This is a genomic window from Sedimenticola selenatireducens (assembly GCF_963675335.2).
GTDB classification, from domain to species: Bacteria; Pseudomonadota; Gammaproteobacteria; order Chromatiales; family Chromatiaceae; genus Sedimenticola; species Sedimenticola selenatireducens.
Genome location: NZ_CAXXYC010000003.1, coordinates 698,606 through 725,301, shown reverse-complemented (window position 1 = coordinate 725,301; position 26,696 = coordinate 698,606). Strand labels below are relative to the sequence as shown.

Genomic DNA, 26,696 nt, shown 5'->3' with positions numbered 1-26,696 from the left:
TTAAATATTAACCGGGAATTGCCGTTATCTGGCTATCCTATGTATACAGGATCATTGCTCTTTACCGTCAGCACGGCTGCCCCGGGCACAGTAGGCCAGGCGCCTCTCGGGCTTAACACTGATCTGGTGCGGAAAAGCCCGACAAACTCCTAGACGGGAAAAAGCGACACTCCGGCCGGGTAGATCGGACATTCTTGAAACTATATGTGCCATACAACAGTTAACTGAGGATTCCAGATTTATGGAGCTATCGGTACAGCAAGCAGCACTGCTGGAGAAGTATGACCGCCAGGACATATTGGGGCTGATCCGCCTGGTCGATCAGATCAGGAATGCCCCAGACTATATGGCCACCTATCGGCGTCTGCTCGCCGCGGGAAAGCTGTCATCCTCATCGATAAAACAGGAGCAGCTGGCCGCCGCGCTGATCAGCGAGCTGGAAGATATCCTGAATGCCAGCGCCGAACGATCCATCCAGGCCAACTATTTCGAGGTCGGCGAACAGATCAGGAAAAAATTTGGCCCGGATGCCGCCGACGTCTACCTGGCATCCAAAATGCCGGACGACTTCCTCACGGCTATACGGCAGAACCCGGACCATGGCGACAACAAGAAACTGTCTGACGACCTGGTGGATGAATACAAGAGTGCCCTCATCCGTATAGAAAAGGGTCGCAGAACCATTTCTGACCTGCTGCAACCTTACAGCAATTTTCCACTGAAAAATGCCGCGCTTCTCAACGCCCAATTCAACCAGCTCTATAATCTTCTGAAGACCGATTACAAATACCTCTCGGTCAAGCCCTACCTGATGAAGATCGTCCAGTTAATGCTGGAGAAACAGCCCAGCCAGGTAAATGGCCCGGAGACTGAAGGGGAGCCGTCCGAATTCAATCTGTTCTGGGACTACCGGTCGAGTGGTATCGAGCCCACCATAGCGACTCAGGTGTCGTTACATCTGGCATTCATCAATCTGCTGAAATATATAAAAAAACATCAGCTATTACCGGACGAAATCCATCACAAGATTGCCAGCCAGATCTCACATGTTCTTCAATACAAAAGTTCTGACACATTGTCGCCAAAAGCGAGAAAAATATTCAGTGATCTGCTGGAACAGATTAACAATGATGAACCGGCGATTCTTCGCAAACTGGCGGCCACCTTCGTCGATGAGTACCTCTGTGCAGAGGAGCAGATGCGTATCCGCCACCGCATGATCGAAGGCGAACTGGCCTTCACCAATGAATTCCTGAAACAGATTGCACCCAGTGCCGACCAGCTGTCGGGAGAACATGAGGCAAAAGTCAAGATTGCCCTGGAGAAACTGATTTGCCTGAAAGAGGTGTTTGAACTCTCCACCAGACAAATGCAGAATGCGGCCAGCAAGCCCTTTGCTGAACTGGAACGGTCCGCTCTCAGTATCTCCACCGCCTTGAGCCCGACCCAACTGGCCAGTTGGATCAAGATATATTCCATTCTCTTTTCCAACGCCAACCTGTTGTCACACGGCAAGGCCATTGTTGCCAAAGAGCGTGCAATAGAACTGGAAAAGATGCGCAGCCTGATTTCCGATCTCACCACCTATCACCTGATACAGAATATTGCCCAGCTGAAAGTGGTGGTGGATCGATCCATCCTGGTGCCTGATGACGAGAAGATCGCTCAATTCAAACAGTTCAGCGATATTCTTAGAATTAAACTGCAAGGACTGATGGATCAGGAAAGGCAGAAGGAGAAATCACTCCGGGAGATGATCGATGAACTGGTTTTTCTGAACAACGAATCAGCCCAGTTCGTGATCGCCGAGACCTTCGCCGGATTTCAGGATATTGTCGATGCCTTCAATTCCGGTGTCAGCGACTATTTCGTACGCGACAAGGAGGCGCTGCTGAAGGAGTCCCGTGCCCTGTACAATGAAATATGCAATCAATGCCTCAAGGGCGTGATCAAGCGGCCCGTACTATTGCGACAACATAAAAGCGAAACCGTACCAGAGGCGCGAAAACGCTCTTGGCTCGGCCGTCTGTTTTCATAATGTCTACTACGCTCTCCATCAAATCACTTTCCACACTGTTAACCGGGACGTGCGATCATGTTGGTCTACGCGGGTGAAGCCCTCGCACGATACGGTTTCGGTGAAGGTCACCCACTGGGCCCCGACCGTTTCAACGCCTTCTGGCAAGCCTTCCAGCGATCGGCACTGCTGAAGCTCAGCACCGTCAAGGCTCCGGTTCAGGGCACTGCCGAAGATGCACGGCTATTCCACAGCGCCGAATATGTACACCGGGTTCAGCAACTGTCCGATCTGGGCGTGGGGATGCTGGACATGGACACACCGGTGTTCCCCGGTATATTCGAAACCGCGCTGGTAGTGGTCGGCAGCGTGCTGGATGCTGTGAATGAGATCATGTCGGAGCATGCCTCCCAGGCATTCGTGCCCATCGCCGGCCTGCATCATGCCAGTCGAACATCCTCTGCCGGATTCTGTGTATTCAACGACTGTGGTATTGCCATTGAAGCTCTGCGCAGACGACACCGGATTCACCGGATACTCTATATCGATATCGACGCGCACCATGCCGACGGAGTCTTCTACGCCTTTGAGCAGGACCCTGATCTGCTGTTTATTGATGTGCATGAAGACGGCCGCTACCTCTATCCAGGTACCGGTAGTGCAACCGAATGTGGCAGCGGTCCGGCACGAGGCACAAAACTGAATATCCCGATGCCGCCCGGCGCAACGGATGAGATTTTTTTCAACTACTGGCCGAAAATAGCCGAATTCATGGAGCAGCATCCACCTGAGTTCATTATCCTGCAGTGTGGTGCGGACAGTCTTGCCGGTGATCCCATCACCCACCTGCAGTTCAGCCCGGAAGTGCATTACCAGACGGCAAAGCGGATCGGCGAATACGCACGGACCGTCTGCAATGGACGGGTTCTGGCACTGGGAGGTGGCGGTTATAACCGGGCGAACATCGCCACGGCATGGCTGCAGACAATTCGTGGGTTATTAACAGGAACAGCCGAAAACTCGCCTGGTTCCTAAAATAGATATATACTCTCCACAGCTCCACCAGACCCATCAGGTCAAACTCACAATAATAAATAATCGCCAAGCGGCTACTACACAGGATGATCAAAAACCGCCACGTCGTACTTTATGAACAGAGAGCTGCCACTGACACCACAAAGAGTTCTATTTGCATCGAGCGAGATCGCATCGCTGAACGGCTTCAGTGAGCAAGCCGAATTCATCACCACCCTGACCTCGACACTCAGTGCGATGGAGCATGATGTACGCCTGATAGTACCTGCCTACTCCTGGCTGCTGTCACAGACAGACGCCGTTATCCAGACATCCAGAATCAGATTGCCCGGCGATAATCGGGAAGCACGAATTCTGCAAGGGCAAGCAGGACAGAGCATCCCCCTCTATCTGGTAGACATACCAGGACAATTCGACCGGCCGGACAATCGTGGTCCAGAAGATGCCATCCGCTTCGGACTGTTCAGTCGCATCGTCTCATTAATGGCAATCAATCAGGCAGGAATCAACTGGCAACCGGACCTGCTGCACTGCAGCGGCTGGCAGACAGCACTGGCCATTCCACTGCTCGGGGGCGCATGGAGTCGTCCCGCAACGATCTACTCCATGCATGAGGCGAAACACCAGTATTGCCACACCGAGCAGATCAACGCGCTCTCCATACCAGTTGAACTGCTGAAATCCGGTGCTCTGGAGATGCAGGGGCGCTTCTCGTTCGAAAAAGGGGCGATCCTGATGGCTGATCAACTGATCCTGCCGAGCCCCGGTTATCGCCAGGAGCTGCTGAATGATCACACCTTACACCCACTGGCGCCCCTGCTGAAAAAACGCACTGACCGGCTGACCGGCATCCCGTCCGGCATCGACTATCAGCGCTGGAGCCCAACCACCGATGTGCATATAGAACAGCACTTTGACAGCTCATCATTCGAGCTAAAAGGACTCAACCGGCAACGCTTGCAATCGGAACTGAACCTGCCCCTGGATGAACATGACCTGCTGATCGGCTATCTCGCCACTGGTCGCGACACTAGCGAGCCTGAGCAGATTGCCTCCCTGCTGCAAACCATTGCACCCGACACGCCCATTCACATACTGGCTGCCGCCGGAGAAAACGATCCCGCACTTCAGCCGTTGCTCGACAGCGCCGAACGATTTCCACAACGACTCAGTGTGCGGCATGCAACCGATGAGGCTCGCTGGCACAGAATCCTGGCCGGCAGCGACTGCCTGCTCATGCCCGCCCGACACTACCCATCGGCACTTCAGGCGCAATGTGCGCTCAGCTATGGAACGGTTCCCATTGCCCACGCCTCGACTTCAATACGGGAGATCGTAACTGACGCCACCCCGGCCAATCTGCTGCATGGCAGCGCCAGCGGTTTTCTCTATTACAAGACAACACCCGAGCAACTGGCCGACGCAATCAGCAGGGCAAGCACATTTCGTGCAAAGCCGGCGATCTGGTGGCAGAAGCTGGCACTACAGGGCATGGCCCAGAGTTTTCATGCCGCCGAGACCACCAACAGGTATCTGCAGTGCTACCAATCGGCAATAGACAATCCGGTAGCCACGCCCGCTCACTGAGCATCCCGGTTTACCCCACGAACCCTGCATTGATCCCCATCTGTAATGGTGTCAACATGAAACGCAATTGACACAGCAATAGCAAAACCGGGGCGGCACCAGCAGATGACCATTTCCAACCTCCTTAAAAACCAGGCCTATATCAACGGCGAGTGGATTTCCGCCGACAACGGCCACACCTTTGCGGTCACCAATCCCGCAGACAACAGCGAGATCACCCGGGTGCCCTCACTCGGTGCGGCAGAGACGAGACGCGCCATCGAGCAGGCTGATCTGGCCTTTCGAAGCTGGCGCAAGCGTACTGCGCAGGAGCGCAGCAATCTGCTGCGCCGCTGGTTTGAACTGATCATGGCCAATCAGGAGGCGCTGGCTCAACTGCTCAGTCTGGAGCAGGGTAAACCGCTGGCGGAAAGTCGCGGCGAAATCGCCTACGGCGCCAGCTTTATCGAGTGGTTCGCCGAAGAGGCGAAACGGGTATACGGTGACGTGATCCCGGCCCACGCGGCGGACAGGCGTTTTGTAGTGATCAAGCAGCCGATCGGGGTAGTAGCCGCCATCACCCCCTGGAACTTTCCCAACGCCATGATCACCCGCAAATGTGCACCGGCCATGGCGGCCGGCTGTACCGTGGTAATCAAGCCGGCACCGGACACCCCGCTCTCCGCACTGGCATTGGCGGCCCTGGCGGATGAGGCCGGCATACCGCCCGGTGTGTTCAACGTCCTGCCCACGGAAAATGCCGTGGCGGTGGGTGGCGAACTGACCAGCAACCCGATCGTTCGCAAACTCTCCTTCACCGGTTCCACCGCTGTCGGGAAGCTGCTCATGTCCCAGTGCGCCGGTACGGTTAAAAAGGTCTCCCTGGAGTTGGGTGGCAATGCCCCCTTCCTGGTGTTTGATGATGCCGATATCGACGCTGCCGTGGCTGGTGCGCTGGCATCAAAATACCGCAATAGCGGCCAGACCTGCGTCTGCACCAACCGCTTCCTGATCCAGGAGAGTATCTATGACGAGTTTGCCGAAAAGCTGACCCGGGCGGTCGACGCACTGCAGGTAGGGCCAGCACTGACCAGTGATTCCCAGCAGGGACCGTTGATCAATCAGGCCGCCGTGGAGAAGGTGCAGCGTCATGTGGATGACGCCGTGGCAAAAGGCGCCCGGCTGATGACCGGGGGGCAGCGCCATACCCTGGGTGGCACCTTTTACCAACCAACTATCCTGGCCGGCGTCACGCGTGAAATGCACATTGCCTGCGAGGAGACCTTCGGCCCCGTCGCCCCCCTGTTCAGCTTCAAGACCGAGCAGGAGGCGATCGACCTGGCCAATGACACACCCTTCGGACTGGCCGCCTATTTCTATGCCCGCGACATTGGCCGGGTCTGGCGCGTGGCCGAGGCCCTGGAGACCGGTATGATCGGGATTAACGAAGGCATTATCTCCACTGCGGTCGCACCATTCGGCGGTATCAAGGAGTCAGGAATCGGCCGCGAGGGTTCGCGCTACGGCATGGATGACTTCATCGAGATGAAATATCTCTGCATGGGTGGTCTCGGTCAGGCGTAAAGGATTCCGTTGACTCGGCCCGGGCGATCCCTATAGACCACCCGCTGGTCACCATCGGATATATCAATCCCGCTTGCGGACATTCTGAAACCGTCGGATCCAGGGAGACTCGATGGGGTTGTCGGCCAGCAGCCGGTCTTTCGCCTGCGTCGCCTGCTGCATACTGTCGAAACTGCCAGCGAGCACCCCGAACCAGCGGTAACCGAAACGATCGAAAGGGAAAATAGCGACACGCCATGAACTCTTCAACATACGCGCCACACGTTCGGCGCTCTCCCGCTTGTCGCTGCTGAAAAGCTGCAAGGTAAAATTGTCTTCCGGCTGGTCCTCTATCCAGGCCAGATCATTCTGACTGGCTACGACCGCCACATCACCGGTCGGTGTCGCCGACAGCAGTGCCGATTCATCAACCGCCAGGTCCGCCGGAGTGACGGTCTGCCCCAGCAGGCGGGCACTCTGCCGTGATGCAACCAAAGTGACCGCATCCGAACCGGTTCCGGATGCCGCCACGCCGGTGGCCATCAGTCGCAACGCGGCGTCACTGACGGCGACCTGCATGACATCCACCGACCCGCTGTAGATTGGCGAATCGGCAAACTCCAAATGGTCCAGCATGACCAATGCCCGTTGCGATCCGTTATCCGCCGCGCGCCGATACCATTCGAGCGTCTTTTCATGATCCGGCTCGACCATCCACCCCAGGTAGTGAAGTGCAGCCAACCGAAGCTGTGCCGCCACATCGCCCTGCCCGGCCGCCCGACGCCACCAATAAAGCGCCCGTTCCCCATCCTGTTCGATCAACTCACCGGTATGATAGAGATTACCCAATCGATACGCTGCCGCGGCATGCCCACCCTCGGCGGCCAGCATCAACAGGGTCAACGCCGTCACCTCACTGGGTTCGACTCCCAGGCCATCACGAAACAACCTGCTGAGATAAAACTGTGCTTCGGCATTGCCCCGGTCAGCCTCGGGCACCCAGTACTCGTAGGCATCGCGCCACTGCTGCTGTTCAAAGGCACGATAGCCGGCCTGTACCGGATCAACGGCGGCCGCGCACTGGGTACCCCACAGCAGTCCTGCAATCAACAGCAGTTTACCCGACAGGGTTCGCTTCATCATGCGGGCGGGAATATCACTGGCGGGGGTTTGACACCGATTCCGGTGGACTCGGCGACCACCGCCACCGCCTCCTGACGACCCAACTCGAAAGCCTGGGTCTGCGGCACTGTCTCCCCCGGTTGAGCAGGGATGTCTTCCGTTCGCATATACAGCGTCTGGGTGGGAAAGGCGAACTCAACACCCAACCGCTTGGCCAGGCGCAGGATATCCAGCATAAAACGGTGGCGTTCACGCAGCTCGGTATTCCATTCCGGCGTCTCCCAGAACACATACAGCAGTACATTCAGCGAAGAGGCGGCGAATTCGTTGAGGTAGACCTGATAATAGTCCTTGCGCATATAGGGATGCTGTCGAATCAGCTCCCGCACACCCTCACAGAAGGCCTCGATCCGGTCTGGCGGCGTATCATAGGTCAGTGAGAGTTTGCAGGAGAGGCGGCGGTAGCGCCGCTCCCCCATGTTGTCGACATCGGCGGTGATGAACTTGGAATTGGGCACGGTAACCACCGAGTTGTAGAAAGTGCGGATTCGGGTACTCCGGAAACCGATCCGCTCCACCGAGCCTTCCACCCCACCCACAATAATCCAGTCACCCACACTAAAGGTGCGGTCCATCAGCACGGTGACGGAACCGAACAGGTTCTGCACCATATCCTTGGCCGCCAGGGCAAAGGCCAAGCCGCCCAGTCCCAGGCCCGCAAGGAGACTCGATATGTCCACATTGATATTATCGGCAATGAAGACAAAACCGATGACAGTGACAAAAATCTTCAGGGTGCGCGGAATCAGCGGAACCAGGGCGTCGTCCAGCTTGCTTTCGGTCCTGAGTGCGCGACGCAGCAGATAGATCGCGACGATATCCACCAGTCGGTAGGCGGCCCAGACACCGGACAGGCTGGCGAGAAATTTCACCGCGACAAGCAGTACCAGCAGGGAATCCTCGCCCAGTCCGAGGAGATGATGCCGACCCACCAGATAACCGCCATCACCATCAGGCCAAGCGGTCGCAGGACCTGGTCGGACAGGGCCTGGAATTCGTCACCGCTACTGCGGTTCTTCCACCGCCGCACCAAACTGCGCAGCACCAGGGAGACCAGCTTATCGGCAACCACACCCACCAGAATAATGATGAAAATACCGATCCACTGCCAGTTCTCAAGCAGAAAGTCTTTCTGTTTGAGACGTTCGGGTATCTGTTGCCTCAGACGCAGATGCCACGGGAGATATTGCGCATCATCATCCCCCTTTACCCGCTTGGTCGCCGCCAGTTCATCCAGTATCATCGGCAACCGGCTGACGCCCTCCCGGTCGAACAGCCAGCGCCCATCTTCCATCGGCGCAATGCGGATAACACCGCTTTTATAACGGGCAAACAGGTAGGGCTCACCGGTGGGGTTGGCCGGAATCCGTCCGGTATCGATCAAGCGGGTCCGGTCCATCACCTCCAGCAGCATCCAGGCCAAATCACGCCCACGCTCCCGGCGCACCAAAGGACTGACATCGGACAAGTCCAGTGTGGTTACCGCATCGTCTATCCGCTGCGGTTCCCCCCGTTTGATATCGTTCATGGCATGGAGAAAGGTCTCCATGGTGGCCCGGGGGGAAATGAGAGTATCGGGCGGTGCCGCCGCCTTGACAGCTGCACTCTCCGTCCCCGTCACCCCCTCCTGGCTATAAATCGATTGGGACAACCCCGACAACAGCAATAACATCGGTAGCAACAGACGCCACATGATCAAACGACTCCTTCACTTCCGCTCACATAAACTGGGGTGCAGTCTACCCGTCCGGCCCGGGAGTGTCTAAAACACTGGGCAGAATCTTCGTTTCACAGGCAAGTCACTGCAACTTTGTCCCCATTGTCGGCCATGAGGTGGGGTCGCCATCACAGCAGCACGACGGATCACGGCGCCGACGCGGCGCCCTATGGAGATGGAACCGGAATTTGGGCAGGTGAATGGTGAATCGACCGGTTAGGGGTCTCTATTCGAGGGTCAACTGAATGTTATCGATCAACCGGGCCTTACCCAGATAAGCCGCTGCGAGAATAACCAGAGATGTATCATCCGCACCCGGCTCTGCCAGATCAGCCGCACGGCGAATGGCATAGTAATCGGGCGTAAAACCTTCCGACTCCAACCGGTTGATCGCCTGACGCTCCAGCGCCGCATAATCGTGCTTGCCGCGTTTTATCCCGACCACCGTCTGTTGCAATTGCCGATAAAGAGCCGGCGCTATGGTACGTTCGGTATCGCTCAGGTAACCGTTTCTGGAACTGCGCGCCAGCCCATCCACCTCGCGTACCGTCGGCAGTCCATGGATGGTGACGGGAATCGAGAGATCCTGAACCATCTGCCGAATCACCAGCAGTTGTTGGAAATCCTTCTCGCCAAACAGTGCCAGATCCGGCTGAACCATGTTGAACAGCTTGCAGACCACGGTGGCGACACCCACAAAATGGCCGGGACGCGAGGCGCCACAGAACAGACCTGACAATCCCGGCACTTCGACCCGGGTCTGCTCCTGCTGGGGTCGGGCGTACATTTCGGCGACCTGCGGCGTAAACAGTAAATCGGTGGCTGCCGCACTCAACTTATCCGAGTCATCAATCAGGGTTCGCGGATAAGTGGCGAAATCCTCGCCCTCGCCAAACTGAAGCGGATTGACAAAGATGGAGACCACCACCCGATCTGCCAGGGATCGCGCCTTTCGCACCAGATCCAGATGGCCTTCATGCAGATTGCCCATGGTGGGAACCAGCGCCACCCGTTCTCCGGCCGCACGCCAGCGGGATACGGTATGCCGAAGGTCAGCAACAGTTTCAACGGTAATCATTTAAAGCTGTGCTCCTCACCGGGGAAGCTGCCGTCCTTGACTGCCTTGACATAATTAGCGATCGCCTCGGAAATGGAGTGGGCGCTCGGCAGGAAATTTTTCACGAAGCGCGGCAGCTGGCGCGGGGTGATGCCAAGCATGTCGTAGATTACCAGTACCTGGCCATCGCAGCCGGGCCCGGCCCCGATACCGATCACCGGAATCTCCAGCGCCTCGCTGATCTCCCGTGCCAGCCCGGTGGGGACACACTCCAGCACCAGCATCTGGGCACCGGCCGCTTCCAGCGCCAGGGCATCCTCTTTCATGATCCGGGCCGACTCGTCATCCCGTCCCTGTACCCGGTAACCGCCCAGTTTGTGCACCGACTGGGGCAGTAGTCCCAGGTGGGCACAGACCGGAATGCCGTTGGCGGTCAGCTGACGCACGGTCTCCAACTGGGTGGCACCGCCTTCCAGTTTCACCATGTGGGCGCCGCCATCCTTCATCAGCCGCCCGGCAGTCCCCAGCGCCTGCTCGGCCGAGCTGTAACTCATGAACGGCATATCGGCAATCAGCAACGCCTTGCGGCGGCCACGGGCCACACACTGGGTGTGATAGACCATCTCCTCCACGTCCACCGGCAGCGTGCTCTCCTGTCCCTGAATCACCATCCCAAGCGAATCACCGACCAGGATCACCTCCACACCCGCATCTTCGATCAGGCTGGTGAAACTGGCATCGTAACTGGTTAACACAGCAATTTTTTCATGCTGTTGCTTCATCTGTATCAGTGTTGCGGTTGTCACATGGGACATGATTTTTTTACCCCGTTTTCTCTCTTTCCACTGTTAGTCGGAATCGGATAACCCGCATTGTGCAGTGCAATATTACAACAAGAGTGGTGCAGGATTGAAATAATGTTTTCCGCTGCGTACGCTGCAGATCCGCTCCAGCAGCAGCCGGTAGTCACTCTCCCGCTCAATCGGATTGATCTCCGCTGCATTGACAATCAGCAGAGGCGATTTCTCATAATGGTAGAAGAAATCGGTATAGGCGTTGCTCAGGCGTTGCAGATAAGCGGCTTCCATACGCCGTTCCTGGACCCGGCCTCGCTTCTGAATTCGCGTCATCAGCACATCCACCGGCGCCTGGAGATAGACCACCAGATCCGGAGATGGCGCCTCCATGGAGAGTCGCTCGTAGACCTGCTCGTAGAGATTCAGCTCTTGTGCATCCAGGTTGATTCCGGCAAACAGCCGGTCTTTTTCCAGCATATAGTCCGCCACCAGGGCTCGACGAAACAGATCCTGCTGACGCAGCCCCGCCAGTTGTCGGCTGCGCTGAAACAGGAAAAACAGCTGGGTGGGAAAGGCGGCCTGGCGGCCATCATTATAAAAGCGCTCCAGGAATGGATTCTCTTCCGCCTCTTCCAGCAGGGTTTCAGCCGCAAAGCTCTGCGCCAACCGGTTCACCAGGCTGGTCTTGCCGACGCCGATGGGTCCCTCCACCACGATATAACCGGGCGGTGTTGCGAGTGACTCATGCATGGCGCTTCAAGCCATTTTTCGGGCAATTGGCTACCAGTGCCGCCAGAGGTCCCAGCCCCGGTATATTCAGCATGGGGGCAATCTCCTGTAGCGGATAAAGCACGAATGCCCTCTCCGGCATGCCGGGATGGGGCACGGTCAGCGCCTTGTCGCTAATGATCTGGTCCCCGTAGACCAGCAGATCCAGGTCCAGCGTGCGGGCGCCCCAACGCACCTCACGGGTACGTCCCTGGGCCTGCTCTATGGCCTGGATACCGGCCAGCAGATCATAGGGTAAAAGGGTGGTTTCAAGGGCCGCCACCGCATTGACGTAGTCCGGCTGATCCGCCGGCCCCATGGGGGGACTGAGATAGAGACTGGAACATTCAAGCAGGCGGGTTTCCGGCAGCTGTGTCAGGGCCTCACAGGCACGTCTGACCTGCAACACCGGTTCAGCCAGATTACTGCCCAGCCCTATGTAGGCGGTTACCATGGGCTTATTTGCACTGCTTCGCATCAGTCGTCTGGCTAGCTCGGGTCGGCCGGTTTGGCGGGACGCTTGCGCCGGCGCCGGCGGCGGCGGGGTCTATCGCCACTGCTGTTCGCCTGCCGAACCATCTGGTTGCGTTCATCGCCGTCCTGCTCCTGAAAATGGGTCCACCAGTCGGCCAACTCCTGGTCGACCTCTCCCGCTTCTGCGCGCAACAACAGAAAATCATAGGCCGCACGGAAACGGGGATGGGTTAGCAGTCGGTGGGGACGTTTTCCCGCTCGCTGCTCAAAGCGGTGCTGCAGATTCCAGATCTCGCGCATCGGGATACTGAACCGCTTAGGTATCGATACCCGCTCAAGCTGGGTCATCAGGATATCACTGCCCGCCTGCTGCATGGCCGGCAAGGGCGCTTCGCCGTTCTCCCGCAGACGTTCTGCCAACAGCCTGACCGGTTCCCACAGCAGTACCGCAAACAGGAAGGCCGGCGTTACCGGCTTTCCCTCGCGGATACGGCTATCGGTATTCTGCATCCCGCGGATAACGAAAGTGATGGGGAATTCGTGATCTTCGTGGGCCAGACACTCCTCCGTCTCCGGAAACAGCTCACCAAACAGGCCATAGTGACGCAGCTTTTCAAAACTCTGTAACGCCACGCCCGCCATGAACAGTTTCAGCACCTCCTCAAACAGGCGTGCCGCCGGCACACTCTGCAACAGGGAACCCATTTCAAACAGAGGCTGTTCGCATGCCGGATTGATCACAAACCCAAGCTTGGCGGCGAAGCGGACGGCCCGCAACATGCGCACCGGGTCTTCCCGGTAGCGGATATCGGGATCACCCAGCAGCCGCAGAACCCCTGACTGCAGATCCGCCATGCCGCCGGCATAATCCACCACCGAGAAGTCCTCTATATTGTAATAGAGGGCATTAATCGTGAAATCGCGGCGCAGGGCGTCCTCTTCGATGGAGCCATAGATATTGTCCCGCACCAGCATGCCATTCTCAGTCTCCCGGTCTCCCGGTTCGGAGGCATCCTGCATACTTCTGAAGGTGGCAACTTCGATAATTTCCCGCCCGAAGTGGACGTGGGCGAGGCGGAACCGGCGGCCGATCAGGCGACAGTTGCGAAACACCGCTTTGACCTCCTCCGGGGTGGCGTCTGTCGCCACATCGAAATCCTTGGGTTCCCGGCCCAGTAGCAGGTCGCGCACACCACCGCCGACCAGATAGGATTGAAACCCTGCCGCCTTCAGGCGATAGAGTACCTTGGTGGCATGTTCGCTGATATTCGCCCTGGAGATGTTGTGCTCAGGACGGGGAATGATATGGGGCGTGGCTATTTTAAATATTCCTTATACACTTCAAAAAGATTGCGGCGCCCAGAGTGTACAGAATCATGCCACTAAAAAAAATGGTCATTACAGCTTGAGCCAAAACAAACTGTGGGTATAATACGCCACGCCTGAGCGCACTGCTCCCTTCGTCTAGTGGCCTAGGACTCCGCCCTCTCACGGCGGCAACAGGGGTTCGAGTCCCCTAGGGAGTACCACTTAAAAATCAAGAGGTTGCGATATAAAGCAACCTCTTTTTTTATGCCAAAAATACCGTTTGTGTATAGTTTGTGTTATAGAGAAAACTTGATTTTTGAGCCTTGTCCCGCAATTTAGTCCGCCCTCACCCGGCTGGTCAAACTATCGAACCAATATCGGCGTTCCATCTTCAGTTCCGGATGCGACACCAGGTCGGAAAAAAACATTTAGAATCAGCATCCTATTATTCTAAGCAACTGTATCAGACCTGTATCAAATCATCGCCAATTCGCCCTCCATTGCCACACACCCACCGGCATCCGTAAAGGCATGCAATCTCAGAGAAAAATCGGCAAAAGAAATCACGGAACTTCGTCATTTTCGGTGCCCCCCCCTGTACGGCAATTCTCAAGGACGTTCGAAAACTGGTTTTTTCAATGGGGTGCCGGTCTATTTCTGGTGTCTGTCGGAGATTGGCGTTCAGCTCTACTTATGCTACGTTTTCAAATTTTACCAACTACCTTTCTGTGAGCCGGAACGCGTAGGAGGTACGTTGGTAAAAGCCGGTCAGGTCCCAGAGGCATTCCGTTGCCTCTTCTATGATGGATAGGCGGTTGGGTCTCCCTGCCGTTTTTTAAACGCTTCACGGCAATCTGCTGGCTTTACTGCCTGTGGATCAATAAAGAGGTCATCACGGATACTCCCCCCCCCATTTCACGGATGAAAGACCGGCTCAAGGATATTACCCGTTAGGTATTGACGCATGAATGGTGGCGAATTGTGGGCGAGTAATATATTCACCCCACCAATAACGTCAACTGAAGCCTGGTTTACAGGGTGTTACCCATTGGGTATCGGCGCATGGATGGTGGCTAGATATGTGTGGGTAACGCCTTTTGCCACCACATATATCCCTATAGGGTCAATCAGGTGGTACATCTAGAGCCTATCGTGTTTATTCACGAGTTTTCACGCCCGATCATTCAAAATATCAAACCAATGTGGAGCTGCCCCATAATTATTGCCCTCCTGGGCCAATCGAGGCACTAGCGTTACGGATTTCATCCTCCTTGCTCTTGATTGCTTCCGCGTACTCGCTGCGCCGATTGGCAATCTCCTGCTGGATTATCATCACATCCGCCTTTGTTACTGCGCGCCGCATTAAGGAGCGATAGCGTGCCATCTCTCTATCCCTCTTGTTTTTTAGGATTGTCAGATCCTGCTTAAGGCTTCTAAGCTTCCGCTCTCCTCGACGCTCATTGATCGCCGCATCTAGCTCCTTATTTGCTTTCTTATAGTCATTAGCGTTACGGGGATCTCCAGATGGAGGTGGAGCCGCCTTAATCTCCACCTCGGACATCTCGCCTTCACAGGGCTTTTGGCTGTAAGTTGTTTTACCATCAAGAACACATTTATATACACCTGCCTCAAGAAGAGTTGTCTGAGTACAGATTAAAGCCAAAATTAATAACACGATCCCTTTCATGTTCTTCTCCCTGTAATACATCATTCTATAGCTTATAAATATCCCTTCTTTTAAATAAAAACGCAATTCCCGGACATCACTGCAAGGGTGATTTAGTCTCACCCTATGAGGTACCTATTACTCACTTTTCATTCCCTCTATCTGCCTCGCTTTAACGCCTCCTGATGGAACACCCTTTGGATAGCATTAGCCACATCTTGATCTGCTTGCACCGGGAATTTTTGGCCATCTAAATAGAGGTTGATGGGGGTACCAGTGTTGGTATTAGGGGCCGTATATTTGAATGAGGGCAAAGCAGGCGCACCGATCAGGCCGCCATCGGCAAAACGCGGCAGTTGCCGGCGGCGGATCAGTTCCATAAACCCCCGGCCGTAATACTGTACGCTGGCTTCAGGCTGCATGAACTCACCGTTTGAGCCCCACATCAACACGCTGTCGCTGGTTCCGGTACCCGGGCCCACAATCGGCCCGCCGCCGGCGCGTTTGATGGGCATGGGCTCGGCCACACCCTGCACCGCCTGTTCGGTGGGAACGTTGATATCACCGCTCTGGCTCAACACCACCGGGATCACCAGCGGGTTGGCGGAAAACTGGGCTTGTAAGGCGGCCATCAGTGAGGTGGCCTGCGCCTGGGCGGCGGCACTGTCCAGGCCCACTTTCAGCGCCTTCAGCTCTTCGGCACGGGTCAGCAGGTCGGTAATCACCTGGTTGGTCTGTTGCAGGGACGCATCACTGCTTGTCTTAATGCTGCCTAATGCATTCAGCTCCGCATCTTCGGCGCGTTTCAGTAACCCGCGCAGTACAATGTCACTTTCTCCGCCAGCATCACCCAACTCTTTGATCATGTTGCGGGCTTTTTCTGCTGCCTTTGCGGCACCTTCGTAATCACCCTTATCAAATAGCTGTTCTGATTTTTTAGACTGGCCGGAAATATCAATAATGTCAGGCGCACCCCCTTTATTACCTATGCCACTGCGAATATCGGCATAGGCTTCTTTTACTTTTTTAATACGGGCGACGTATTCGTCCACTTTTTGCGCCTGCTCTTTCTGCAGGATGATGGCGGTTTTTAACTGCTGGTTGACATCCTTCAGGCTTGCTTCATAGTCCTCAGCGGCATCGGCTTGTTCGGTATGCTGCTTTCCGGACTGGATGGCCCTGACGTTTTCATCCTGCATGGCTTTCAGTTCTTTGTTGACTGACTCCAGTTCGGATTTTAGATTTTTCAGTTCAGCGACATAATCCACATAGGGCGACTTTGTGTTGTCAGCAACATCTTTTTCAAGCCGCTGAATCTCTTTAGTCAGCCTTATCCGCTCTTTAAACAACAGGTTGAATTTATTCATGCCGGTGGGATTAACGTAGGTTCCGGCGGCCGCCAGGTTGTTAGCGATACGATTCATAACCCAGGCAATACCTGTAGTGGCATTAGTCGCATGATCCAGATCCGCCAGGAACTTCTTCATCGCTTCATCAAGTATTTTGGTGGCACGCTGCAAGTTGACGGGAATTTCGGCAAATTCTTTTGAGACTTCACCAGACTGATCCAGCAACGCTCCAAAGGCATCTTTCGAAAGTAGCTTGCCGTCCAGCACCATCTGGCGAAGCTCACCTTTTGACTTACCTAAGCCGATAGCAATACGGTCAACAACAGCGGGAATGTTCTCTACCCATGAGTTGAATTCTTCAGCACGAACAACCACTCCGCTCATGGCTTGGCCAAACTGCAACAGGCCCGCCTGCATGGCCGTTCCACTGGCCCCGGACATTACGCCCAACTGCTGAACGGTTTTTGTGACCGTTATAATCTGGTCATTGGTGGCACCTAACTCTTTACGCGCCAACGACAACCGTTGAAAGGTGGCCACAGTGTCGGCCATGGCTGTGCCGGTTTCCTGGGCGCTTTCAAACAGTTGTTTATTAACTTTTACAAAATCGCCAGTTTGTTTGGTGGCGGTTTTTATGCGCTGTTCCAGTGTGCGGAATTCATCGGCCATATGCAGGGCTTTTATGGCTGAAGCAATAACAAGATAGGCGGCAGCGGCGGCACCCATCGTACTGAAGGCAAGCCCTAGATTATTAATGGGTTTACTGGCGCTTCTTGCAGCGCCACCTGTTTTGGCAATCTCATCAGACATTCGGCGCATATCAGCCTGCGCCTTGGCAATATCTGCACTAACCCGTATCAGAAACTCTTTGTTATTCCTGGTCATAGAAAAGCCTCAATAAGCTTCGATCAGCTAATAGGAGCCCGGCTTTTCGCTTAAAACGTTTTACCTGTGGGCGTAGAAATATTTTAGTGTTGGCGGATAACTTCCCGGTTATCTTCATGAGTAAGATTTAATGCTTTGCTCAAATGCTCTTCTACCGTTGAAAACATATGATCTAACTCCGGATTCTTTCGATGTATCGGCTGGTTTCGAAGTGCTTGGATCATGGCGATTTTCTCATGTAACTGACAAGTTACGGCTCTGAGTTCCTGTTCAGTAATGGTCATGCCATTATTATGATCCATAAGAATCTGATGGATACCGTCTATCTGAACCAAGAGTTCTTCAAAGGCGTCTTTAATTTCATTCATTATTTTTTTCATGACACTATTCTCCGACCTGACAGTTGTAGTTCGCTTTGCAGTAAAACAATGTGCCTATCTTTGGCAGTAAGATCTGTAGACATTTCCTTTATTTTTTTTCTGTTTTCCACGTCTTTCGCCTTTAGGTAAGCATTCTCCATCATTAGATTTGCGTGTACTTCTACCAATGCAGCAAGCGTGGCTTCTTGGGCTGCAACTAATACTCTGGTTTCGTCATAATTTAATGTATCCATATCCTATGCCTCATAAAAAAAGCCGGTACTCCTAATAATGGAGTACCGGCTTTTTCGCTTGGTTGCTGCTGTCATTTACAGTCAGCGCGTTATTGCCTTAGTGGGTGGCCATCGATTATCGAATTAAGCAAAATGGAACTGCCCTATCGTTCGATGCCACCGTAAGCTATGTGCTGCAGGTCAACCTCGAGTGACAAACACCTTTTTGCTTGTCTGGTCAGGGTCACCACCGCTATTCTTTAATACCTCAGTTAGTTGATCGTCAACAGACTGTAGCAAACAATATAACTCCCAGCCCGTGAGCACCAGCGAATCCGTTTGGTCTACCACTAAATTGGCAAGACCACGAATCTGTGTCCGCGCCTTGTATGTAAGGCTATGAGGATCTTCATTCATCATGGCCCACCTCCTGCGTGCTAAGACACACCTGATATGAAATAATATTCTTACCCATAGTTGACTCCTATAAGTCAGTTGTGGTCAGAGCCCTCATCAGGTTGCCGCCTGTTGAGGGTTCGCTACTTTACAGCCTTTTTCCTAAGCCTGGCTGCGTAGGCTTTCACTTCATCAGCAAGCTTTTCCGGAACCCAAACACAAACCTTCCGAAGCCCCTCGGCTTTCTTCCGGTCCCGGTATCGGGCAGTCCGGTCTTCTTTTCTATTCTCAACCATACTTCTGCACCAGTGTGGTAATACCAAGTATTTTATAACCGTGGTATTACCACAAGTCAAGCCCTGACCTTCATCAGATCCAAATCCAGCTGACTGGCTCCTTATCACCAACTCAGATTTCACGTAGGAGCGCAGTGTGTAGTTAGTGCGGCAGGCCGTATCCACAGCCTGCCGGTGCCTGTCACGTCTCGAAGTAATGAGGACTTAGACCACAGGCTCTCGGGGTTTTACTGGGGCACTAGGCCGAGTGATCCCCCCAGTCCGGAACACACGGAACTGGATGCTCAACGATTACCGCGCGACCCTGCCAGACGATGAGTACAAAACCAGACTAGTAAATGCACCCTTGAGTGGCGTGGGTGTGTGGACGGCAATGAACTGATCGCCATAAGCTTCTTTCTGGCCGGTATACCGCCCATTTGGCCCGCGTTGATTCTCGATGCCGTTCATCACCCAGGGTTTGAGCATGCGGTACCGGGTGATCCCTTTTTGACCGATAAGAATCCGCTGATCGCCGTACCAGAGCCCCGGGCCGGCTGTCTTGTAATTTGGTACATCCTTTATACGCCCGAGATCCCCATCAAGAGAGAGATCCGTTCCCGGAACCTTAAAGTTGGCGCTGAATTTCTTAGCCTGCTCGACATGGGACATTGCCGTTCCCGACATCAAACCAAAATCAGGTGTGTACCGACGATCATCTTCGAGCGCCGCCTTTCGCAGGCCGTAGCGATAAAGAAATTGGTCCCAATGCTCATCAACATCAAGAGATCCAACATCGGTATCGAACGCATAAACGTTGGGGCTGTAACTGTAGCTGATAGTGTAGGATGTCCCGTCGGCAGGGATTTGCAGATCTCCCAGTTCATCGACCAGTTGTATCTCACCCTGGTTATAATCCAGACGGTAATAGGTTCCAGGTGTTTGTAAACCCGATCCATTGTATTCACTCAGCGCCACCGCATTGTAAATGACCGATATTGGGTTTGTTGTCACGCCAACCTGGTTGCCCTGAATATCGTAGGCCTTTCGAGGCCGCACAACGGGAAATTTGGCCAGTACAAAAGTGGATTTAACTCCATCAGCCTGGGGCTCCAAATCCTCCCCGGCCACCGCCACGGCGGCATACTCATCAGAGGAATGAAGCATTTCATTTAGGATCAGGTGGTCCGTATCCTCACTGACTATCCGAGATGCATTAAGCGCATTTTCACGCATGGTATCCCAATTGATGTGTGACGCAGAGGTAAGGTGACGCATTTCATCCGAGACAGAGAAGGATAGCTTTTGAGGAATCGGGTAGGTCTCTTCTGCACTCTGAATCACTCCGGAACGCTGAATTTCCTGCCCCTCATAAACACGAGTATTTGACCGGTCGGCCGCGCTGGGATCACGATATGAAAACGGAATACTCACTGTAGGCCCATACGCCTGCTCACCCGCATCGACAAACTCAAGCCCCTTCATTGCATAGAGTGCTTCCCGGATCACGGTTCGCTCATAGACGGCAGGTACCGCAGCATCGGACACCATGCCGGAACCGGCAGAAAGCTGCCGCGCCTCCCGGAGAAGACGTGGAAGATTTTCGGCGTCAAAGCAATTCAGGATTTTGTTTGCCGCCTTCCTCCCAGCCTCGGACACGTTAACTCTGTTTCTTTTGCTGCCCGAACATTCCTCATGGAATCCCAGTCGCTTATCGATGGTCTCCTGTAACCGTTTGATGTCGGGAAATGCTTCAAATGCCAGGTTGTCTTTCATTATGTTTACTCCATAAAAAAAGCCGGCCTCCATGAATGGAGTGCCGGCTTATCGCTTGATCGCGTTATTGCCTTAGTGGGAGCCGTCGTAGGTGACGCCCCTTGAATTATCTTACTGCTCGAACAATAGATCATTTCTTTTACCACTGCAACCACGGTGGACGGCGGTTTATCGGTGGCTATAACACCAATTTTAGAATTGGTGCAGACATCCAGGCACCCCCCCCCAAGGGGGATCGGCCTGGCGCTTGGACGACACACGCGCATAAATCACGGCCGTTTTTTCTGGCGTATCACGCACGTGAAACCGCCGGCGGCGCCATAACGCCGAATCGAAAAATAGTGCAGATATCCAGGTACCCTCCCCCCTGCTGGAAGATGCCTTGATCCTGTGCCGAGCCCCCACCCCCTCGGTGTGCTTGTGTCTGCATCGATGGCGGTCTAGACTTTCCTTAATTTGAATTGTTTAAGGGAAAGTTACCCAACACAGGAGCAGCAACCATGCAGCGTACAGGCAAGGCCAAAGCATCACCCCAAACATCGAAAACGGGAAAGATAAAGAAAGCCGGCAACCGAGGGATCGGTAGGCCTACCAATGCAGCAGTAAGAACCCGTGAGCATCTTACAGAGAAAGAGGTCAATGCTCTGATCAAAGCAGCAAAGAAAACGGGGCGCCATCAACACCGCGATGCCACTTTGATCACACTGATGTATCACCATGGCCTAAGAGTTTCAGAGGCCATATCTCTTTGTTGGGATCAAATAAATTTTGAGCGAGGCCTTATTTATGTAACACGATTGAAAAATGGTACACCCAGCTCTCACTTCATGATTAATACCAGCGATCGAGGAAATGAAATGCGTTCTCTGAGGCGATTGAAGCGAGAGCAGCAGACTTCCCCCTATGTCTTTACAACAGAGCGTGGCGGCCCCATGACAGCCTCAACCGTGCGAAAAATGATCACCCGGGCCGGAAAGATTGCTGACCTACCCTTCCCCATCCATCCGCACATGCTCCGGCATGCCTGCGGCTATAGGCTGGCCAATGACGGCCACGATACCCGATCCCTGCAGCACTACCTCGGTCACCGAAACATCCAACATACCGTCCACTATACTGAAATGTCACCCGACCGCTTTAAAGGATTCTGGAATGACTGATGATCCCATCGATACAAAAACTGAAATCCCCGACTTTCTGACCAAGCGGGGAATCACCAAACTCACAGATAACATACCTGAAGGCCACCAGATACGAGCCCCAGCCAAACTCTTTGCTACGTTATTCAAAGAAGAGATCGTGGAGGCCTGCACCAAGCCCGCCTCTACTGATACCCATGTACCACCTGATTGATCCACCAGCAGTAAAGTCAACAGATTGCCGTAAAGCGTATTAAAACGGCATGGAGACCCAACAGCCAATTGCCTGCAAAGATGAGCCCAGGCTGTTCAAGCGGATCCACAAGGCTATTGGCGAACAACATCCAGGACTGGATAGCAGAACCCCGGGACCTGGAACAAATTACCGAAGTGAAAGCCACCATAGAAGAGGCAACGGAATGCCTCAGAGAGAGCGGCGCCTGCCATTGAAAAAACCATTTTTTAAACGCCCCTGAGAATTGCCGTTTTGTGATGTTTTATTCTTATTTTGCTATTGCCTGTTTTTTGGGTCATTTTCCGCCACCCCCAGCCCCATCCTGCAACACCCGCTAATACTGCAATCACTACCAACCACAGCGCCCTGCAATATGAGTTTTAGGACGGTCATTTATCCAAGACATGGGTCAGGCCACTGACAGGCGTATTGATCTTGGCAAGCGGGTTGCCCTTTCGCACCGCATCTTGAAGCCGTTTTGTTGCCGTGTGTATGTAGAGCTTTGTCGACTCCAGTGTGGCATGCCCCATCAGTTGCTGAACCGTAGTCAGGTCGGTATCTGACTCAACCAATTCCGTCCCGTACAGATGCCGTAGCGCATGTGGATGACAGAACTTCAGGGGAATGCCAGCCTTGGCCCCATAGGCCACAATCATGCGGCGAACGCTTCGTGCTGAAAACCGACGGTGTTCTCCACAGTTGTTAAAGTGCTTCACCGTGGGGTTCCTGGTGTTCACAAACAGTACCTGGTCGCCATCAGAGAGCGTTCGATCAATGTCCGCGAGCTCCGGATGACCAAGATAGGCCCTGATAAGCAACAGCGTCTCTGGTGGTGCCGGGACCAGGCGCTCATGCTCCCCTTTTTCTTTGACCTTTAAAAAGACTATCTGGCGGCCAACATCATCAGCGCCGAAAATTAAATCGCCCTGGTTGAGTCCAGTCACCCCTGAAACACGAAGACCACAGCCAGCCAAGCAGGCAATCAAGGCCGCATCGCGAACGCCTTTGAAGTCATCGAGGTTTATCTGAGCAAAGAGGCGCTCCACATGCTGCAGTGATATGAAATCGGGAATCTTCCTACCCACACTTGGATAAAAGATTGCCTTTGCTGGATCTTCACTCACAAGGCCCTGGGCAAACATCCACCGATAAAAACCTTTAACCGCCGCAATGGCCGGTTTTCGTGATCGAGGCAGGATACCCTGCTGGTGAAGGTATAAACCGGTGAAACGTTCCAGATCACCCCGACTTGCGGTTAACAGGCGTTGTCCAGACTGTGCGAGAAAATCCACCAACCTGATAAGGTGGCGCCTGTAACCATCGACTGTTCCAACAGTCCGGCCTTTGCCTATTTCAAGAAAAATCAGGAAATCGTCTATCAGGCCCTTGTCTTGATTATCATGCACGATTGAGTGATCCATCATCCAATAGCAAAATTGAATTTCCACGCCGGAATACTTGGCGCGGAACGCCGTAGTGAATGCCAGTACCTTTATATTGGCCGGTGCGTTCATCCAGGCTGACCCGTTCTGCCGCGGCGAACATCAGGGGCCAGGCTTTTAAATTGAAGATACACAGCTCATCTTCAATTTTCAGGATAAAACCGGCTTTATTGTGCACCTCTCCAATGGCCAGCACTTTGAACTTGCCGGCAACTGGATCCCTATAAAGTCCACCTTCTATCGGTTTTGATGTGCTCATGTAAAAAAATTTTCCCCTGTTTCTGGTACCTGGAGCCCGACTAAGTTATTGATTGGCAGGCATTGCCCTGATGTTGGAAACTATTTTTTGTTAGTTTCACGCACCTGCAAGCAATATAACGTCTTGTAAGCCCTTGTAATTCGTTAAAAAAAAGCGAAACTAGGGCTTAAGGTGAGATTCTGTACTAGAGGAATGAAGAACGCTGAACTTGCCTTAAAGCGGGTCCCCTGGACCAACAGGGGACCCTATTTCTAAGGCATAACGCTCAATATGGGTGTGCCGCCGCAATTCTGACCATGAGACTATGCAAAACATAGTGAACGCACAACGAAGTTTAGACACCCGCCGAGGCAAAGGTCAAGGTGTCGTGGGCGTCCGCTCCATGCATAGTCCTCTATCGAGGGCTCAAAAATGCTCCACGCTAATAACTTTTCCAATGACATCCTTTCCCGCATCCAGCTACTGGCCCAAGACGGCGCACTCACTGCCCTGGAGCCCACTGGGATGATTGAGTCGACAATTAAACAGGTAGGTGACGGCTGCTATCCAGATGGTGACTTCATGGCCAAGGCGTCCTGGATATGCGGACTCAGCCCATCATGGATTTTGAAGGGAACAGGCTCATCCTATCCGGTCTGGATAGTTGACGATGAAAACGGCGCAGAAAAGATTGATTTACTGCTCTCCGAGGAGGATCACACCATCGACGTGATTACCGCACCCGATGGCAGATTTTGCGTGCAGATATCTATCCCCATCAGGTGGGAGGTGCTAGGCGAGTTGATCCATAGTCACTCTACAGAACTGATTGCTGGCGATCTTGGGACGGCTGTACAAAAGCGACTGAGGAAGGCCAAGAGCACCCACAGGGTAAACAAAGTTCAGGTTTCGACAGCGGAATATGACCGGATCAGTGGAGGCTGGGGGCGTTTAGCTTGCTAATCCGCACGGGGCCGCGAGCAGCGCTATCCTCGGCACGGTTTTGGTAATCGCCAGGCGAAGCCCACCAATCTCTGGAAATCGCACCAGTGCGGTCTTGCACAGTGACCGGGTTGTCACATAAATATAAGGCCGGACCCTCAGCAGTTCGACCATGTAGCCCGTGATACGACCAGCCATTCTGTCGCCTCCCGGTCGGTGTTGTCTTGGCAGATCAATTCTACCACTCCGGAATCTGCACTGTTTATGGTCAATTAACTATCAAGAACCGCCAGGAGAAACTTTCTTCGATCTTTCGAGGAAATAACTCCTGGCATCCAGGACGTTGTCACATTTGTCCAGAATTTCGGTGATAGTGATCGGGTCTATCTCTTCGATGAAATCCAGCCACTCCCTGATAGCCCGTTCCTGTTTCCCCGTCATACGTGAAGTTTCCGGTTCAATTTGATCCAGCTCGGCCAGCCAGTCAGTCATGACGCCCCCACGAAAAAAATAGTTCAAAACCACCACCCAGCGAACTGACAAAACTGACAAAACTGCAAAAAACACCTAAAGCCAATGGTTTTGTCAGTTTTGTCAGTACCATGACTAGTATAATTTCAGGATTTCCCATTATCGTTGATCTGAAGATTTGGATTCCAGTAGTAGCTGAACGATGGCCTCCCGCCGTTCTCATTTTTAACTGGTCGCTCGATCAAACGACCGGTTGCTATCAACTCGCTAATAGCCGCCCTAACATCATCCGCAGCAGCTAGCCCAGCCCATTGTTTTCGGTGGACATCCCGCGCTGTGAATTCATCGGGTAGTTTGTCTCGCCGTTCCAGTATGGTGATGGCGTTCTGAGCCCCTGAATCTATGGACGCACCATAGATACGATAAGCGTGCTTTTCCAGATAAGTGCACCAGGCCGCTGCTTTCCGGGCAGACGGCTTCGTTACAGGTTTAAGGTGGCCTTCATCACACTCATTCAAAATAAGCGCTAAGGAGGGCATGAGACTTCGGTACTTGGTTAGGTGGGACTCGATTGCAGGGTGAATATCCGGAGCTCTGATTTTATTTTCAAGTTCATGGCGCCACTGATCAAAGACCTCCTGTCCCTCATCATCAAAGTGAACACCGGAAATACGGCCCTCTTCATCTGGCTCCAGTAAGGGTAAGTCATCCAGTCGTTGAAACAGGGCAAATGCACGCTCCTTAGCATTCGCATCTGGACGACGATCGACATTCTTCCACTCGCCTGTATTGTCCGGCCATACGGCCAATTGAAGACGCTGGATCAATCCATCATCACATGTATCCTGCCTGATGGCGCTATGGACATACGGTCGCAGCTTGGATGGCTGAATGCCTCCGATAACAGATAGGGTCAAGTTATTAATGTGTATAGTACCGCGCCCAATTCGATCATACGTATAACTGCCGTCGCCGTTGAAGCATTCCAGATAAAACGCTCGATCACTCGATCGGTCTTCCCGGTCAAGACTTCGCAACCACCCGGTGAGCTCATCGCGTTCCAGTAATAGACCGGCAGGATTCTCGTTTAGCAACTCGCCCAACTTCTCCGAGGTTGGATCATTTACGATATACCGCTTTTCCGTAACCGACTGCGACTGTTGCTGTAAACGTGCATAATCGGCCCGGGCCGCCTCAATCTTTGTCGAATCTTTAGTTTTTAGCGCTTTTTTTATTGCAGACCTGGCTAACTCTTCATTCGACTTACTTATGGCTTCATCCACCCAGCACTCACACTGATCTTCCTCAAACTGTTTTCGTGCCGCGATAATCAACTGCTTAATCGGTCTCATCCCTTCACTCATGGCTGGAGTCTTCATAGCCGATGGCCTGCCGATCAATGCCCCCCACAGATTGCATATAACCAACCAGTCATCGTTTTGTTTAGGATGAATCGCAGCCCTTCGCCCCAGCAAGGATGCAAGCGCAGTCATGGCGGTAACCGCCACAAAATCAGGCGGGCAATGCACACGCTCCGCTATATCGCGTACCCAGTCAATCAAATCACTTGGCAGTAATCGGTAATTGAATTCTGGCACTTCGGGCAGGTCTGCGGATAACGGAATGATATTGGGCATATCATTATCTGTCACCAGGGCGCACAAATTAGAGCCTGACTTTTCGATTGACTCGGTCAATGGACTCATTTTCCATCCCCCTGCAGAATTTTCAGGGTGTGAATTAGTCTTCCAATGGGTGAATAAGCTATAGGCACCGGCACCCATCGCTTGCACCGGAATTTTGCCT

The 26,696-nt window shown here is 53.6% G+C and carries 26 protein-coding genes and 1 tRNA gene; 8 read left to right on the top strand and 19 right to left on the bottom strand.

Annotated features, from left to right (window positions below):
- The first annotated feature begins 241 nt into the window (after positions 1-241).
- From ACHZBF_RS07100 to ACHZBF_RS07085, 4 genes are all read left to right on the top strand, one after another.
- Positions 242-2,038 carry a hypothetical protein gene (locus ACHZBF_RS07100; protein WP_321528049.1) on the top strand — a complete coding sequence of 599 codons (1,797 nt, stop codon included), beginning with the start codon at positions 242-244 and terminating at the stop codon, positions 2,036-2,038.
- Between the two features lie 57 nt (positions 2,039-2,095).
- Positions 2,096-3,052 carry an arginase family protein gene (locus ACHZBF_RS07095; protein ID WP_029134018.1) on the top strand — a complete coding sequence of 319 codons (957 nt, stop codon included), beginning with the start codon at positions 2,096-2,098 and terminating at the stop codon, positions 3,050-3,052.
- Between the two features lie 114 nt (positions 3,053-3,166).
- Positions 3,167-4,639: a glycogen synthase gene (locus tag ACHZBF_RS07090; RefSeq protein WP_029134019.1), complete on the top strand. Its 1,473-nt coding sequence runs from the start codon at positions 3,167-3,169 to the stop codon at positions 4,637-4,639.
- A 105-nt stretch (positions 4,640-4,744) separates the two neighbouring features.
- Positions 4,745-6,202 (top strand): NAD-dependent succinate-semialdehyde dehydrogenase, encoded by a 1,458-nt coding sequence (locus tag ACHZBF_RS07085; RefSeq protein WP_321528048.1) that lies wholly within the window; start codon positions 4,745-4,747, stop codon positions 6,200-6,202.
- Between the two features lie 63 nt (positions 6,203-6,265).
- On the opposite strand, the gene ACHZBF_RS07080 is transcribed toward ACHZBF_RS07085, so the two are convergent.
- The 8 genes from ACHZBF_RS07080 to pcnB all read right to left on the bottom strand — a co-directional run bounded on the left by ACHZBF_RS07080 (position 6,266) and on the right by pcnB (position 13,505).
- Entirely contained in the window at positions 6,266-7,324 is a 1,059-nt protein-coding gene (locus ACHZBF_RS07080) for an SPOR domain-containing protein (protein WP_084610111.1), read from the bottom strand.
- Positions 7,321-8,295 carry a mechanosensitive ion channel family protein gene (locus tag ACHZBF_RS07075; RefSeq protein ID WP_321528047.1) on the bottom strand — a complete coding sequence of 325 codons (975 nt, stop codon included), beginning with the start codon at positions 8,293-8,295 and terminating at the stop codon, positions 7,321-7,323. Before ACHZBF_RS07075 ends, ACHZBF_RS07080 begins: the two co-directional genes overlap by 4 nt.
- Positions 8,232-9,056 (bottom strand): hypothetical protein, encoded by an 825-nt coding sequence (locus tag ACHZBF_RS07070; protein WP_321528046.1) that lies wholly within the window; start codon positions 9,054-9,056, stop codon positions 8,232-8,234. Before ACHZBF_RS07070 ends, ACHZBF_RS07075 begins: the two co-directional genes overlap by 64 nt.
- 250 nt (positions 9,057-9,306) lie before the next feature.
- A complete protein-coding gene (gene panC / locus ACHZBF_RS07065; protein ID WP_029134023.1) occupies positions 9,307-10,158 on the bottom strand; it encodes a pantoate--beta-alanine ligase in 852 nt (283 codons plus the stop codon).
- Positions 10,155-10,952, bottom strand: coding sequence for a 3-methyl-2-oxobutanoate hydroxymethyltransferase (gene panB / locus ACHZBF_RS07060; protein WP_321528045.1), 798 nt, complete (start codon positions 10,950-10,952; stop codon positions 10,155-10,157). The genes panC and panB overlap by 4 nt, the downstream gene beginning before the upstream one ends.
- A 72-nt stretch (positions 10,953-11,024) precedes the next feature.
- Positions 11,025-11,684 carry a deoxynucleoside kinase gene (locus ACHZBF_RS07055; protein WP_029134025.1) on the bottom strand — a complete coding sequence of 220 codons (660 nt, stop codon included), beginning with the start codon at positions 11,682-11,684 and terminating at the stop codon, positions 11,025-11,027.
- The gene (folK, locus tag ACHZBF_RS07050) at positions 11,677-12,156 is read right to left on the bottom strand and encodes a 2-amino-4-hydroxy-6-hydroxymethyldihydropteridine diphosphokinase (protein ID WP_321528044.1); all 480 of its coding nucleotides are present in this window, start codon (positions 12,154-12,156) and stop codon (positions 11,677-11,679) included. Before folK ends, ACHZBF_RS07055 begins: the two co-directional genes overlap by 8 nt.
- A gap of 35 nt (positions 12,157-12,191) precedes the next feature.
- Positions 12,192-13,505: a polynucleotide adenylyltransferase PcnB gene (gene pcnB, locus ACHZBF_RS07045; RefSeq protein ID WP_029134027.1), complete on the bottom strand. Its 1,314-nt coding sequence runs from the start codon at positions 13,503-13,505 to the stop codon at positions 12,192-12,194.
- A gap of 124 nt (positions 13,506-13,629) precedes the next feature.
- On the opposite strand from pcnB, the gene ACHZBF_RS07040 reads away from it, so the two are divergent.
- A tRNA-Glu gene (locus ACHZBF_RS07040) sits at positions 13,630-13,705 on the top strand.
- Between the two features lie 998 nt (positions 13,706-14,703).
- Here ACHZBF_RS07040 and ACHZBF_RS07035 read toward each other — a convergent pair.
- From ACHZBF_RS07035 to ACHZBF_RS07005, 7 genes are all read right to left on the bottom strand, one after another.
- On the bottom strand, positions 14,704-15,171 hold the full coding sequence (locus ACHZBF_RS07035; protein WP_321528043.1) for a DUF4124 domain-containing protein: 468 nt from the start codon (positions 15,169-15,171) through the stop codon (positions 14,704-14,706).
- Between the two features lie 137 nt (positions 15,172-15,308).
- Entirely contained in the window at positions 15,309-17,384 is a 2,076-nt protein-coding gene (locus tag ACHZBF_RS07030; protein WP_321528042.1) for a tape measure protein, read from the bottom strand.
- Between the two features lie 83 nt (positions 17,385-17,467).
- Positions 17,468-17,764 carry a hypothetical protein gene (locus ACHZBF_RS07025; RefSeq protein WP_321528041.1) on the bottom strand — a complete coding sequence of 99 codons (297 nt, stop codon included), beginning with the start codon at positions 17,762-17,764 and terminating at the stop codon, positions 17,468-17,470.
- Positions 17,761-17,997 (bottom strand): hypothetical protein, encoded by a 237-nt coding sequence (locus tag ACHZBF_RS07020; protein WP_321528040.1) that lies wholly within the window; start codon positions 17,995-17,997, stop codon positions 17,761-17,763. Before ACHZBF_RS07020 ends, ACHZBF_RS07025 begins: the two co-directional genes overlap by 4 nt.
- A 180-nt stretch (positions 17,998-18,177) precedes the next feature.
- Entirely contained in the window at positions 18,178-18,396 is a 219-nt protein-coding gene (locus ACHZBF_RS07015) for a hypothetical protein (protein ID WP_321528039.1), read from the bottom strand.
- A gap of 119 nt (positions 18,397-18,515) precedes the next feature.
- Positions 18,516-18,668 carry an antitoxin MazE-like protein gene (locus ACHZBF_RS07010; protein ID WP_394707553.1) on the bottom strand — a complete coding sequence of 51 codons (153 nt, stop codon included), beginning with the start codon at positions 18,666-18,668 and terminating at the stop codon, positions 18,516-18,518.
- A 291-nt stretch (positions 18,669-18,959) separates the two neighbouring features.
- On the bottom strand, positions 18,960-20,423 hold the full coding sequence (locus ACHZBF_RS07005) for a hypothetical protein (protein WP_321528038.1): 1,464 nt from the start codon (positions 20,421-20,423) through the stop codon (positions 18,960-18,962).
- Between the two features lie 500 nt (positions 20,424-20,923).
- Here ACHZBF_RS07005 and ACHZBF_RS07000 point away from each other — a divergent pair, with 500 nt between their 5' ends.
- Both ACHZBF_RS07000 and ACHZBF_RS06995 read left to right on the top strand, forming a co-directional pair.
- A complete protein-coding gene (locus ACHZBF_RS07000; RefSeq protein WP_321528037.1) occupies positions 20,924-21,583 on the top strand; it encodes a tyrosine-type recombinase/integrase in 660 nt (219 codons plus the stop codon).
- Entirely contained in the window at positions 21,576-21,776 is a 201-nt protein-coding gene (locus tag ACHZBF_RS06995) for a hypothetical protein (protein ID WP_321528036.1), read from the top strand. Before ACHZBF_RS07000 ends, ACHZBF_RS06995 begins: the two co-directional genes overlap by 8 nt.
- Positions 21,777-22,186: 410 nt before the next feature.
- Here the strand turns inward: ACHZBF_RS06995 and ACHZBF_RS06990 are convergent, their stop codons facing one another.
- Together ACHZBF_RS06990 and ACHZBF_RS06985 are read right to left on the bottom strand one after the other, a co-directional pair.
- Positions 22,187-23,203, bottom strand: coding sequence for a tyrosine-type recombinase/integrase (locus tag ACHZBF_RS06990; protein ID WP_321528035.1), 1,017 nt, complete (start codon positions 23,201-23,203; stop codon positions 22,187-22,189).
- Entirely contained in the window at positions 23,196-23,498 is a 303-nt protein-coding gene (locus ACHZBF_RS06985; RefSeq protein ID WP_321528034.1) for a hypothetical protein, read from the bottom strand. Before ACHZBF_RS06985 ends, ACHZBF_RS06990 begins: the two co-directional genes overlap by 8 nt.
- A 504-nt stretch (positions 23,499-24,002) precedes the next feature.
- On the opposite strand from ACHZBF_RS06985, the gene ACHZBF_RS06980 reads away from it, so the two are divergent.
- Positions 24,003-24,440: a hypothetical protein gene (locus tag ACHZBF_RS06980; protein WP_321528033.1), complete on the top strand. Its 438-nt coding sequence runs from the start codon at positions 24,003-24,005 to the stop codon at positions 24,438-24,440.
- A 258-nt stretch (positions 24,441-24,698) separates the two neighbouring features.
- Here ACHZBF_RS06980 and ACHZBF_RS06975 read toward each other — a convergent pair whose 3' ends face one another.
- Complete coding sequence (locus tag ACHZBF_RS06975; RefSeq protein WP_321528032.1) at positions 24,699-24,911, bottom strand: hypothetical protein; 213 nt, start codon at positions 24,909-24,911, stop codon at positions 24,699-24,701.
- A 125-nt stretch (positions 24,912-25,036) separates the two neighbouring features.
- A complete protein-coding gene (locus ACHZBF_RS06970) occupies positions 25,037-26,596 on the bottom strand; it encodes a YfjI family protein (RefSeq protein ID WP_321528031.1) in 1,560 nt (519 codons plus the stop codon).
- Positions 26,597-26,696: the final 100 nt, after the last annotated feature.